At 52.1% G+C, this 13,302-nt stretch carries 12 protein-coding genes; all 12 read left to right on the top strand.

Annotation, left to right across the window (positions count from 1 at the left end; all coding sequences use genetic code 11):
* Positions 1-13 precede the first annotated feature (13 nt).
* Positions 14-1,528 (top strand): F0F1 ATP synthase subunit alpha, encoded by a 1,515-nt coding sequence (gene atpA / locus H581_RS0100555; protein ID WP_028608299.1) that lies wholly within the window; start codon positions 14-16, stop codon positions 1,526-1,528.
* Positions 1,529-1,813: 285 nt separating this feature from the next.
* On the top strand, positions 1,814-2,674 hold the full coding sequence (gene atpG, locus H581_RS0100550) for an ATP synthase F1 subunit gamma (protein ID WP_028608298.1): 861 nt from the start codon (positions 1,814-1,816) through the stop codon (positions 2,672-2,674).
* A 93-nt stretch (positions 2,675-2,767) separates the two neighbouring features.
* A complete protein-coding gene (atpD, locus tag H581_RS0100545; RefSeq protein WP_028608297.1) occupies positions 2,768-4,174 on the top strand; it encodes a F0F1 ATP synthase subunit beta in 1,407 nt (468 codons plus the stop codon).
* Positions 4,175-4,195: 21 nt separating this feature from the next.
* Positions 4,196-4,594, top strand: coding sequence for a F0F1 ATP synthase subunit epsilon (locus tag H581_RS0100540; protein WP_028608296.1), 399 nt, complete (start codon positions 4,196-4,198; stop codon positions 4,592-4,594).
* A gap of 239 nt (positions 4,595-4,833) precedes the next feature.
* Entirely contained in the window at positions 4,834-7,056 is a 2,223-nt protein-coding gene (locus tag H581_RS0100535) for a methyl-accepting chemotaxis protein (protein WP_028608295.1), read from the top strand.
* A 202-nt stretch (positions 7,057-7,258) separates the two neighbouring features.
* Positions 7,259-8,899: a spore germination protein gene (locus H581_RS32625; RefSeq protein ID WP_156889463.1), complete on the top strand. Its 1,641-nt coding sequence runs from the start codon at positions 7,259-7,261 to the stop codon at positions 8,897-8,899.
* A complete protein-coding gene (locus H581_RS0100525) occupies positions 8,896-10,146 on the top strand; it encodes a Ger(x)C family spore germination protein (protein WP_028608294.1) in 1,251 nt (416 codons plus the stop codon). The genes H581_RS32625 and H581_RS0100525 overlap by 4 nt, the downstream gene beginning before the upstream one ends.
* Before the next feature lie 10 nt (positions 10,147-10,156).
* Complete coding sequence (locus H581_RS0100520; protein ID WP_028608293.1) at positions 10,157-10,399, top strand: hypothetical protein; 243 nt, start codon at positions 10,157-10,159, stop codon at positions 10,397-10,399.
* Between the two features lie 5 nt (positions 10,400-10,404).
* Positions 10,405-11,628 carry a GerAB/ArcD/ProY family transporter gene (locus tag H581_RS0100515; RefSeq protein ID WP_028608292.1) on the top strand — a complete coding sequence of 408 codons (1,224 nt, stop codon included), beginning with the start codon at positions 10,405-10,407 and terminating at the stop codon, positions 11,626-11,628.
* A gap of 110 nt (positions 11,629-11,738) precedes the next feature.
* Positions 11,739-12,110, top strand: coding sequence for an NADH-quinone oxidoreductase subunit A (locus H581_RS0100510; RefSeq protein ID WP_028608291.1), 372 nt, complete (start codon positions 11,739-11,741; stop codon positions 12,108-12,110).
* Entirely contained in the window at positions 12,095-12,613 is a 519-nt protein-coding gene (locus H581_RS0100505) for a NuoB/complex I 20 kDa subunit family protein (protein ID WP_028608290.1), read from the top strand. Before H581_RS0100510 ends, H581_RS0100505 begins: the two co-directional genes overlap by 16 nt.
* Complete coding sequence (locus H581_RS0100500; RefSeq protein ID WP_028608289.1) at positions 12,610-13,302, top strand: NADH-quinone oxidoreductase subunit C; 693 nt, start codon at positions 12,610-12,612, stop codon at positions 13,300-13,302. Before H581_RS0100505 ends, H581_RS0100500 begins: the two co-directional genes overlap by 4 nt.

Here is a 13,302-nt window from a genome sequence, read left to right as displayed (position 1 = left end):
AGGGGTGAACGAATTGAGTATCAGACCTGATGAAATCAGCACGCTGATTAAACAACAGATCGAACAATATAAATCCGAAATTCAAGTCGTAGACGTCGGCACCGTAATCAATGTCGGTGACGGTATCGCTCGCGTACACGGCCTTGAGAATGCGATGCAGGGCGAATTGCTCGAATTCGCAAACGGTGTTGTAGGAATGGCATTGAACCTTGAGGAAAGCAACGTCGGTGTCGTAATCCTCGGACCTTACACGGACATCCGCGAAGGCGACCAAGTGAAACGTACCGGCCGCATCATGGAAGTGCCTGTCGGCGAAGAGCTTCTTGGCCGCGTTGTTAACCCGCTTGGTCAGCCGCTTGACGGCAAAGGACCAATCAATACGACTCAATTCCGCGCGATTGAATCCCCGGCACCCGGCGTTATCGACCGCAAATCGGTTCATGAGCCCATGCAAACGGGTATCAAAGCAATCGACGCGATGGTTCCGATCGGCCGCGGTCAGCGCGAGCTTATCATCGGTGACCGTCAGACGGGTAAAACGGCAATCGCGATCGATGCGATCATTAACCAAAAAGGCAACGGCGTAAAGTGTATTTACGTAGCCGTCGGCCAAAAGCAATCGACGGTTGCCAACGTCGTTGAAACTCTTCGCCGCCACGGCGCGCTTGAGTACACGATCGTCGTAACGGCAGGCGCTTCCGAACCGGCTCCATTGCTCTTCCTGGCTCCATACGCAGGCTGCTCAATGGGCGAGTATTTCATGTACAAAGGCGAGCACGTTCTCGTTATCTATGATGACTTGTCGAAGCAAGCGGCAGCATACCGCGAGCTTTCGCTCTTGCTCCGCCGCCCGCCGGGCCGCGAAGCTTACCCTGGCGACGTATTCTATCTTCACTCCCGTTTGCTGGAGCGCGCAGCGAAGCTGAGCGACGCTCTCGGCGGCGGTTCCTTGACGGCATTGCCGTTCATTGAGACGCAAGCATCCGACGTATCGGCTTACATTCCTACGAATGTTATCTCGATTACGGACGGCCAAATCTTCCTTGAAGCCGATCTCTTCTACGCGGGTCAACGTCCGGCCGTTAACGTCGGTATTTCCGTATCCCGCGTAGGCGGTTCCGCTCAAATTAAAGCGATGAAGAAGGTAGCCGGCACGCTCCGTCTAGACCTTGCGGCATACCGTGAGCTTCAGGCGTTCGCGCAATTCGGCTCCGACCTCGACAAATCGACGCTTGCCCGCCTTAACCGCGGTGCGCGCACGATGGAAATCCTCAAGCAAGGCGTAAACCAGCCGATGCCGGTTGAGAAGCAAGTTATCTCGATCTACTCTGCGGTTAAAGGCCACCTGGATGAGATTCCTGTCGCTGACATTCTTCGGTTCGAGAAAGAATTCCATGCGTTCCTGGATTCGAACCATCCGGAAATCGGTCAATCGATCCGCGATACGAAGGACATTGTTGCCGACAACGAGAAAGCTCTCGTAGACGCAATCAATAAATTCAAGAAAAGCTTTGCCGTATCGGCTTAATAAATAACAACCTACGCCCGTCCAATCAAGTCCGGGCGTAGTCCCTTACTCCTACCAACACCAGGCGCAAAGAGCTCTGCGTATCACCGCATTGAAGTGTGGACGGAGATCGGGACTGTTGCCGGAGAGTTTACGTGCCGCTTTTTGAAGCTTGAATATTTCCCTTATAACCTAATCGAAAATATTCAACTTCAACAGCGGCTGAGGCAATAGTACCGATCGCAGTCCATGCCCTTCAAGTCAGTGATATAGCAAGCTCCAGCGCAACAAAGGCGGGTGAAACAAATGGCAAAAGGCATGCGCGATATTAAACGCGAAATCAAGAGTAAACAAAACATGAAGCAGATCACGAAAGCGATGGAGATGGTCGCGGCATCCAGGCTGAGACGAGCTCAGGAGGCAGCGCAAGCATCCCGTCCTTACGCGCAGAAGCTGAAGGAGGTCGTGGCGAGCATCGCTGCCGGCACGAAGGATGTGAAGCATCCGATGCTGGAGACTCGTCCGATCAAGAAAACGGGTTATCTCGTCATCACATCCGATCGCGGTCTCGCAGGCGGCTACAACGCGAACGTGCTTCGTAAAGTAACGCAAACGATTCGCGAGAAACATAAATCTTCTGATGAATATGTATTGTTCGTCATCGGACGCAAAGGCCGGGATTACTTCCGCCGCCGCAACATGCCGATTCTCGAGGAAGTCACCGGCTTGCCGGATTCTCCGACATTTGCGGACATTAAGTCGGTTGCGTTCACTGCGGTCAGCAAGTTCACCGAAGGCGCATACGACGAGCTTTACCTGTATTACAACCAATTCGTCAACGCGATTACGCAAATTCCGACTGAAACGCGTTTGCTGCCGCTGGAACAAGTAAGCGGCGGGGCATCAATCGCAACGTACGAATACGAGCCTTCGCCTGAAGGCGTACTGGAAGTGCTGCTGCCTAAATATGCGGAGACGCTCATTTACAGCGCGGTTCTGGACGGCAAAGCCAGCGAGTTTGGCGCTCGTATGACGGCGATGGGAAGCGCGACGAAGAACGCGACGAAATTCATCAACCAACTGACGCTCACGTACAACCGGGCGCGTCAGGCGGCGATCACGCAGGAAATTTCCGAGATCGTTGCCGGAGCAAACGCACAATCGTAATCAAGCATCGGATTATATACTCTGCATCGTTCGCAGCCGCTGCAAAGCGGCTGAGCGGACAGCAGTAACAAGAAGGAACCAGGAGGGAAAACCATGAAAAAAGGACGCGTTGTATCCGTCATGGGTCCGGTCGTCGACTTAGAGTTCGAACGCGGCAACCTGCCGGAAATTTTGAACGCTGTCAAAATCGAGCAGAAGGGTCAAACAGGCGGGATTGATATTAATCTGACGCTTGAAGTAGCCGTTCATCTCGGGGACAACATGGTACGTGCAGTTGCGATGAGCACGACGGACGGTCTCGTTCGCGGCATGGAAGTCGTAGACACGGGCGCACCAATTACAATTCCGGTTGGTGCTCCGACACTGGGCCGCGTATTTAACGTACTCGGCGAGCCAATCGACCAAGCCGGCGAAGCGAAATCGGAGATTAATCTTCCAATTCACCGTCAGGCACCTGCTTTCGACGAATTGTCCACGCAAGCGGAAATTCTTGAAACAGGCATTAAAGTCATCGACCTTCTCGCACCTTACGCAAAAGGCGGTAAAATCGGTCTTTTCGGCGGCGCGGGCGTAGGTAAAACGGTTACGATTCAAGAGCTGATCAACAATATCGCACAAGAGCACGGCGGTATTTCCGTATTCGCCGGCGTAGGCGAGCGTACCCGTGAAGGTAATGACCTTTACCACGAGATGAAAGATTCCGGCGTATTGAGCAAAACGGCAATGGTATTCGGACAAATGAACGAGCCGCCGGGAGCGCGTCAGCGTGTTGCCCTGACGGGATTGACGATGGCCGAATATTTCCGTGACGAAGAAGGCAAAGACGTTCTTCTGTTCGTCGACAACATCTTCCGTTTCACGCAAGCAGGCTCTGAGGTTTCGGCCCTTCTCGGCCGTATGCCTTCCGCGGTAGGTTACCAGCCGACGCTGGCAACCGAAATGGGTCAATTGCAAGAGCGTATCACATCCACGAAGAAAGGTTCGGTTACATCGATCCAAGCGATCTACGTGCCTGCCGATGACTACACGGATCCGGCTCCTGCAACGACGTTTGCCCACTTGGATGCGACAACCAACCTTGAGCGTAAAATTTCCGAGATGGGTATCTTCCCTGCGGTTGACCCGCTCGCTTCGTCTTCCCGTCTCCTAAGCCCGGAAATTCTGGGTGAAGAGCACTACAACGTTGCGCAAGGCGTGAAGAAAATCCTTCAGCGCTACAAAGAGCTTCAAGATATTATCGCGATTCTCGGCATGGACGAGCTAAGCGAGGAAGATAAATTGACTGTTGGACGTGCGCGTAAAATTCAACTCTTCCTTTCCCAACCGTTCCACGTTGCTGAACCGTTCACAGGCATTAAAGGTAAATACGTGCCTGTTAAAGAATCCGTTCGCAGCTTCAAAGAAATTCTCGAGGGCAAACATGACGACCTTCCGGAAGAAGCTTTCCGGTATGTAGGTGTGATTGAAGAGGCCGTGGAGAAAGCCAAAACGCTGCAATAGCGAAAGGCGGGAGGAATCCACATGAGTACCTTTTTGGTAGAAATCGTAACTCCTGAGCGCAAGGTGTATGCGGAAACGGCGAATATGGTTAGCGTAACGGGCGTTGAAGGCGAGCTTGGCATTTTGCCAAATCACATTCCGCTGGTAACGCCGCTTCGCATTGCTCCGGTTACAATCAAACGTGACGGTAAAGTAGACGTTATCGCGGTTAACGGGGGCTTCATCGAAGTACGCAAGGATAAAATCGTTATTCTTGCGGAGAGCGCTGAGCTGGCCACCGACATCAACATCGAGCGGGCTGAAGCTGCGAAGCAGCGGGCGCAGCAGCGCCTTGCCGCCAAGCAGGATCAGATCGATTTCCGCCGTGCGGAGCTCGCTCTGCAGCGTGCGATGAATCGACTGAACATCATTCGAAAGTAAGCGTGTTTCTCAAGCACCGTCAACGCATTTATGCGTTGGCGGTGCTTTTTTTCTTTTGGCCGCATCTTTAATATGTTAGGTTAATGTCAAATATTCGTGTATTAAGGAGAGAAAACGGTTATTCAGGAATTTTTTTGTTAAAATTAGACCAAAAAACAGTTATTCTGTACTAAAAGTCCTAAATTGTATGTTAATATAGTTAACATGATGATAGAAAATGTTGACAGGGGGAGATGCTCATGTTTGACTGGCTGGGAATGAAGGCAGGGCTTCCGCTTTGGATTTCCTGGAGATTGAATAGGGATTTAAAGGCGGATGTCGAACAAAGCTTCGAAGGAATAGCGGAAACCCGAAAGGAGCTGCTGACCTCATGGGCTACGGATTATTGGAATCATATTGACCGGTTGGCGGATCAGCTTACAACGGTTCTGGCTCACGGGCAGCAGTCCGAATCTCCTTCCATACAGCAGCAAATCAAGAAATGGTTTGATCGGACGTATGCGAGGGCAATTGACTTTACAGAGTTATTTTTATTAGATGCCAATCAGACCGTTGCGAGCTCAACCTATCCTGCGCACATTGGCGAGACATACGGCATAGAGAGCTGCATACACAAGGGTCTCGCCTACTCGAGTCAGAACGGCAAGCTGCAAAAATGCTTATACGGACCGTACAGCGATCCGGCCACGCTGAAGCTCGGAGCGCGTTCGTCTTCGTTTCATGATAAAATGACGCTATTATTTATACTGCCTTTATCGGTGGACGGAACCTTCGTCGGAACGCTGTGCGGCCGCGTGCCGAATGACGTGCTCGGCGACCTTATCCAAAGGGAATCGGGTCACGTCTATCCCGATTCGGGGGACAATTACATATTCATGGCCAAAGCCGGGCTAAATGCGCAAATTGCGCCAGGCACGGCGTTATCCCGCAGCCGGTTCGAGGACCGCACCTTTACGCACGGCGAGAATCTGAAGGACGGCGTTACGACCGATTGGGGAGTCGTCTCGATCAAGGAGCATACGGAACTCGAAATTATGTTCACGGATCCGGCGACGGGGCAGCTTCATCCGGGCGTAGCCAACACCATCCGCAACGGCAGCAATCTGTTCGTGGAGTTTCCTGGTTATTCCGATTACCGGCATATTTCCGTTATCGGCAAGGGAGTAACCTTCCAGCTTCCGCATTGTCCGGACAGCTGGGGCATGATGTGCGAAGGCGACCTGGAGGAAGTGTACCGGATTAGAAGCATCGGCTGGAGACAGCGGAAGCTGCAGACAATTGCCGTTCTTAGCTTAAGCCTGATGACGGCTTTGCTTATTATTTTGAACGCTTCAAGCGCGCCCGTATGGGCGACCGCGTTATCGGCCGGAGCCTTTAATTTGATATTCGGCCTATTATTCAGCGGCGTGTTTCAAAAGAAGGAATCGAATCGCGTCGTCTCCCATATTCGGAAGATTAACGGGTTTATCCGGATGAATGCGGAGGGCAAAGGCGATTTGACGCAGCGGCTCGCATTGAACGAGTTCGATAACGACGAATCGAAGGAGCTGGCCAAGTGGATCAACAATATGATCGATTCCTTGGAAGGAATTATGCTGCAAGTGAAGCTGGCTTCTACCGATGTATTGTCCAGTCAGCATGTGCTGAACGAATCGGCTTCGGTGACGGCGGCGTCGACGGAGAGGGTCAGCAGCAAGGTCAATGATATGATCGGAAGCATCAGGCTGCAGCTCAAGGATATCGATCTGGCAAAGGATGCGGCAGGCGATATGCGCTCGACGCTGCGATCAATCGAGGAGCAAGCGACCGAGCAAATTGCGGCAGCAAAGACAGAGGTCGAACGAATTGGCGACAAAATGCACCAAATCTCGGCTAAAGTGGAAGAAACCAACGAGACGATTCATACGTTTATGAACACGGTGCAGGAGATTCAAGGCGTACTCCATGTCATTGAAGAGATTTCGGCTCAAACCAATTTGCTTGCGCTTAATGCTTCGATCGAGGCTGCGCGCGTCGGCGAGCAGGGCAGAGGCTTTGCGGTCGTCGCTTCAGAGATCCGGAAGCTGGCCGATATGACGAAGAAGTCGACCGAAGAGGTTCATGACATTACCCGCCATATCTATAATGAAGCGAAACAAGCGTATATCTCCATGGATGAAGGCACCCGCGTCGTGCAGGAAGGCAATCAGCTTGTAGCGGCTGCAGCGAGCACGCTTGCGGCAGCGAATCAGGAGGATCTGCGCAAGACGCAGGTTGTCGATGAGGTCGTAGAGCTCATGGAGAAAATTGCGCTCGTCAGCCGAGAGAACCGGAGCGTATCCTCGGATGTCGAGGGCAAGGTGAAGGAGTTGATCGGCGAAATGTCGAATGTGCGCCAGACGTCGCAAGGCGTGGAAACAATAACAAAGCTGCTGCAGCAGCTGGTCGGGCAATTCAAGCTGACCGAATCCAGATTAAGATAGGCAGAAAGCGCATCAAGCCGCAGGAACCGCGAAGTCGGTCCTGCGGCTTTTTTTCGAAATATAAGACTTTATAAGTTTAGCACCTAATAAATGGGCTTATATTTCATCGTCCGATAGGCGTTTCTGCTTGCCTTAATACGCTTCGCATCCTCTTGTATACATAATTACTGGCTGGAAGAGTTATCCTAAGGATGAAACTTGTGTGAAAAGGCAGAGAGGAGAGGGGCAGATGTTCGGATCCCATATAACCGGCAGAAAAAAAACCGGCGGTAAAGCCGATAAGCGCTCCGTGCGAGCGGAGGAGCATGAACAGCAGCAGCTTGAAGGCTATTCGAAGAAGCCCCTCTCTGTCTCCCTTAAGGATAATCAGGTCTTCATTCAACAGGAAATGGGTGAAAGCCAGGACATTATATTTCGCAGTATCCGGCTGACGGACACCGGACAGACGAATGTGCTTATCGTCTATGTACAAGGAATGGTCGATGATGAACGAATGAATAAGTTCATCATCGAGCCCCTTCACCGGGAGCGTTACCCGGCGGACAGAGAGCTGGAACCGAATGAGCTTACGGACAAGCTCAAAAGCCATATTTTATCGATCGGGATCGTGTCGGACATTAAGGACTGGAAGCAGTTTTTTCAGAAGCTGTTATTAGGTTATTCCATCATTATGATCGAGGGTACGGCTAAAGCGATTGCGGCAAACGTAGTTGGCGGCGAGCGGCGCGGCATAGAGGAACCGAAGACCGAGATGGCGATCCGGGGGCCAAGGGAAGGCTTTACCGAATCGGTTCGCGTGAACTCGGCCATGATCCGCAGAAAAATCCGCAGCCCGAAGCTGTGGATGGAACAGTGGACAATTGGAGAAATTTCGCAAACGCCGGTCTGCATTATGTATGTCCATGGCTTAGCCGATGAGAATGTGCTGAAGGATTTGCGGGAAAGGCTCGATGCCGTGAAAATCGACGGTATTCTGGAATCCGGGTATATCGAGGAGCTTATTACGGATCAGAAGTGGTCCCCTTTTCCGACCATTATGAATGTCGAGCGTCCGGATGCGGTAGCCGGAAACCTGCTTGAAGGCAGAATTGCGATTCTCGTAGACGGCACTCCGTTCGTGCTTATTGTGCCGTCGATATTGAACATGTTCTTCCAAGCAGCGGAAGATTATTATCAGCGATTCGATATAGCGACATTCCTGCGGATGATTCGGTTTGTATCCTTCTTGATCGCCTTGCTTATGCCTTCCGTCTATGTGGCTATCGTAAGCTACCATCAGGAAATGATTCCAACCCAGCTGCTGCTAAAACTGGCGGCGCAGCGGGAGGGAGTGCCATTTCCTGCGTATTTGGAAGCTTTCATTATGGAGTTTGTATTTGAGATTTTGCGGGAAGCGGTTGTACGAATGCCGAGCGCGGCGGGTAATACGATATCCATCGTAGGCGGTTTGGTCATCGGGCAATCCGTCGTAGAAGCCGGAATCGTGTCGCCGGCTGTCGTCATCGTCGTTTCTTTTACCGCGATAGCCAGCTTCGTCTCGCCTGCGTACAGCTTAGGCATCGCGGCAAGACTGCTTCGGTTTATTCTGCTGCTTGCCGCATCGACACTTGGCTTTTACGGAATCGCGCTTGTCGTGCTGCTGCTGTTGCTGCATCTGACCAACATCAGATCATTCGGCATGCCTTATACGAAGCCGTTCGCTCCGCTCAAAATCAAAGATCTGAAGGATACGCTTGTCCGCGCGCCGCTTTGGCTCATGCGGGAGCGTCCGCAGAAGCTCGCTGTCCAAAACCCGGTAAGAGAGCAAATCGAACCAGAACCGAGAAAGGAGCCGGGGCAATGAGCAAGCGAGCAGCGTCCACATGTCAGCCGAAGAAGGATGGCATGAGAATAAAAGCCATGCTCCTGCTGTCTTTGTGCTCGCTTATAGTGTTAAGCGGCTGCTGGGATTTGCGATATTTGGACAAACTTGGGGTTGTGCTTGCCTTAGGGGTTGATGTGGATCCAGCCGGAAAGCAGGAGCTGCAGCTAACGGTTCAAGTCGTATTGGCTCAAAACGTCGCCGCCGAAAGCAAAGGGGGAGTTGGAGGAACGCCCGTGACGACCTTCACGGAAACCGGCGACACTTTATTCGAAGCCATCCGCAAGATGTCTGCGAAGACCTCGAGAAGGCTGTTCTTCTCGCACACCCAAATGTTAATTATAGGGGAGAAAATGGCAAAGAGGGGTATTTCTTCGCTGACCGATTTAATTGAACGGAATCCGGATATCCGCACCGACATTTCGGTGTTAGTTGCACGCGGCATCACTGCGCAGCAGCTGCTTCAGACGACCACTCAAATGGAATCGATCCCGATCAATCAAATTCATGAAATGATCGAGGTGAACCAGGATTCCTACGGAACGAACTATGTGGTTGAAGTCCATGATCTATCAATGCTTGCGGGGAAAGGGAAGCAGCAGGCCGCCTTGCCATCTATCCGATTAGAGGGAAAGAAGGCATTGCGCAATACGGTTGACAATGTGAATCGGATTCCCGCATCGGCTTACCCGGTCCTCTCTACGATGGCCGTATTTAAGGAGGGGAAATTAACCGGTTACTTGAAGCCGAAGCAATCGAGAGGGCTTTCCTGGCTGCAGGAAAAGGTAAAGAGTACGACCGTTACGCTAGCTTGTCCTGAGTCTCAGGGCCACTTAGTTGTAGAGGTACACGAAGCATCCCGTCAATATCAAGTCGAGCGTACGCCGGACGGTATGCCGGTTATTAAAATCAAACTGCTCATAACGGGAAGCGTTCAAGAGATTATGTGCCCAGGGGTTCAAGTTGTGGAGGAAGGGACTTTGAATGAAATCAGCTTGCTAGCCGAGGGTGCCGTTAAAGCTGAGGCAGAGGACGCCATCCGTAAATTGCAGAAAGAATGGCGCACGGATGTGCTGGGCTGGGGCAGGGAGGTTTATTTAAAACAGCCTGGAATCTGGAAGCGAATTGAACCCGAATGGCCGGAGGTGTTCCCGAATGTGAAGAGCGTTGTGGATTGCAACTTCAATATCATCGGTTCAGGCGTGCGAGGCGAATCTATCGTGAAGTGAGTGGATTGGGATGCTGGCTGTCATCGGAATTGCCCTGCTTGCAGTGGTTATAGGTACATTAATATGGATTCGTAACGGCATAAAGAAGAGGCCGCGCGAGCGGATGTGGGCGCTGTTTATTTTGCTCATCGGCACGGCCTATGCGATCGGCGTGCAGCTCCGTCTGCCGGTACCGAATCCGGTAGACGGGGTGACCTTCTTGTTTAAACCTATCTATACACCAATTATAAGCTGGATTGAAGAGGGGTCATAGCAGAGATGAGTAAATTTGCCGGGATGAATAATACTCAGATTTCTGCGGTTCAATGCGCGAAGATCTTTTATTTGTTCGCGCTTGGAAGCGCGGCGCTTATTCTACCGTCAGCGGTGATAGCGATCGCAAAGCAGGATGCCTGGATATCCATGTTGCTTGCCGGCCCGTTCAACTATTTGGTGCTTGCCCTTTATTTGTCGCTGGCCGACCGGTTTCCGAATATGTCGCTCGCCCAGTATGCAGAGAAGGTGCTTGGCGTATGGGCAGGGAAGGCGGTTACGTTCACTTTCGTGTTATTTTTTTTGCTGCTCAGCTCGCTTGTGTTGCGGAATATTTCCGATTTCCTCGGTCTTTCCGTGCTGCCGCAAACACCGGATTGGTTCATTGATATCACCTTCATGGTTGTCATTATTTACGGTGTGTTTCTGGGAATCGAGACGATTGCAAGGACGGGTGAAATCTTGTTCGCCTGGGCCTTATTCGTCTTTATCATTATCACTTTCTCGCTGCTCAATCAATTTGAATTTCAAAATTTCGAACCGTTATTGTACGAAGGTATCGTTAGACCGATCAAAGGGGTTTACCCGATTTTAGGATTTCCGATCGGTGAATTTGTTTTTTTAACGGTAATCTTACCGCTTGTCAAAAAAGAGGATCGTCCAAAGCTTCGGCACGAGTTGAATAAAGCGGTGATTCTGCTCATTGTGACGGGCGTATTGCTGACCGTGTTTCTAATTGGCATCCTGGGGGTGGACGAGGCCGCCAGAAGCCCGTTTGCCGTATATGATATGGCTAAAAACATCAATATCGAGGAAGTTTTAGTCCGTGTAGAAATATTGGTGGCGATGGTATGGATCGCTACCGTATTTATGAAGCTCGTATTATGCATGTATGTACTTTCCGTATTAACGGCACAGATGCTGAATCTGACCACCTATCGGCCGCTGGTGGTGCCCTATTCGTTCCTGCTCGTCCCTCTCTCGATGATCGCCTATCGGAACGCTGCGCATTTGAAAATGTTCGCGATGGGCGTATGGACCGTGTACAGCGTATTTTATGGGATGGTGCTGCCCCTGCTTCTGCTGGTCATTGCGGCGGCCAGAGGTAAGAAGGATGGCGGCGCCGGGCGGTTTCCGGAGCCGCCTCCTTTGGACAAAAGCGTGAAAAGCGGCGGAAGTGAGGCGCCCGGATCAGAGAGTTTACCGGATAAAGAGCCGTCTTCGACCTAGCTCCGCCACGAACTCCGTCATAGACGGCAGTGGTAGCATTTGTTATAATTGTGAGGAAAATCGGCCCAGCGGCAACGGTTCGTTACAAACCAATAGACGGAGGCGATCGTGTGGAAAACTACGCCAACAATTATGTCGTCGTTGCTATTTTTATCGCGCTAGGGATACTCCTGCCGGTTGTGGCTTTGACGGTGGGGAGGCTGCTCAGACCGAACAAGCCGACGAATCCGAAGCAAACGACCTACGAAAGCGGCAATGAGCCGGTAGGCGAAGGGCAGGTCCGTTTTAACATCCGCTATTATTTGTTTGCGCTGATGTTCGTTATTTTTGATGTGGAAACCGTTTTCTTATATCCTTGGGCCGTCGCATATAATAAGCTCGGCTTATTTGTGCTCGTCGAAATGTTTGTTTTTGCAGCGATGCTGCTTGTCGGTCTCTTATATGCCTGGAAGAAGAAGGTGCTCAAATGGAATTCAGTTTAGAGTCGATTTCGCTGGAAGAACGCAAAGAACTGGAACGCAACGTTTTTATGGGAACGTTGGAGCAATTGAAGGCTTGGGCAAGAAGCAACTCGTTATGGCCGCTGACGTTCGGTCTCGCCTGCTGCGCGATCGAAATGATGGGAACGGGCGCTTCGCACTATGATTTGGACCGCTTCGGCGTCATGTTCCGCACCTCGCCGCGCCAATCCGACGTCATGATCGTGGCCGGCACCGTGACGAAGAAGATGGGTCCGCTGCTGCGCCGGCTGTATGATCAGATGCCGGAGCCGAAATGGGTGATCGCGATGGGATCTTGCGCTACGGCGGGAGGACCATATATTAAATCGTATGCGGTGATCAAGGGCGTCGATCAGATCGTGCCCGTTGACGTTTATATTCCAGGCTGCCCGCCTAACCCTGCCGCGCTTATCTACGGCATCAACAAACTTCAGGAGAAGATCCGCTACGAAGCGAAGACCGGGAAGCGGGTGACAGGGCGATGAGCGAGGAGCGGAAAGATGAAGAGAAAGCGCTTCCGGAAAAAGGCGAGGCCGATGTGAAGAACGGCGCTTCCGGCGAACCGAGCGCTGCGCCGTCGGTTGATCCGGAGCGCGAAGCGAAGCTGAAGGCGGCAGCGGAGGCGAGAGCCGCGCGCGCGGCGGCGAAAGAGAAAGCCGATGCGGAAGCGGAGCCTCCGGAGCCTAAGCCGCCGTCTCCGAAGCAGCCCGAACTGGAAGCTATCGTCGCTCTGCTCAAGCGGGAAATCGCGGAGGACGCGGTAGCGGACGCTTATGTGAACGAACTGAACGGCGATATGCCGACGATTGTAGTAAACAATGAGTATTGGCGGGAGGCGGCCAAGCTGCTGAAGCTGCATGAGCAGCTGCGGTTCGATTACTTGCGCAATGTGTCCGGCGTTGATTACGAAACGCACATGGAAGCGGTATATCATATGGTGTCGCTCGGCACGAAGCGGGAAGCCGCCATTAAGGTGAAGACGGAGCGGGACTGCGCATCCGTCTATTCCGCTACTCCGGTCTGGGCAACCGCGAACTGGAATGAACGCGAAATATTCGATCTGCTCGGCATCGACTTTCCCGGGCATCCCGATCTGCGCCGCATTATGATGCCTGACGATTGGGTCGGCCATCCGCTCCGCAAGGATTATGAACCGTTAGACTCGGAGGTGTGA

Source organism: Paenibacillus harenae DSM 16969 (genome assembly GCF_000422465.1).
Taxonomy (GTDB): Bacteria; Bacillota; Bacilli; order Paenibacillales; family Paenibacillaceae; genus Pristimantibacillus; species Pristimantibacillus harenae.
The sequence above is the reverse complement of the archived record's forward strand: the minus strand, read 5'-3'. Positions and strand labels throughout refer to the sequence as shown.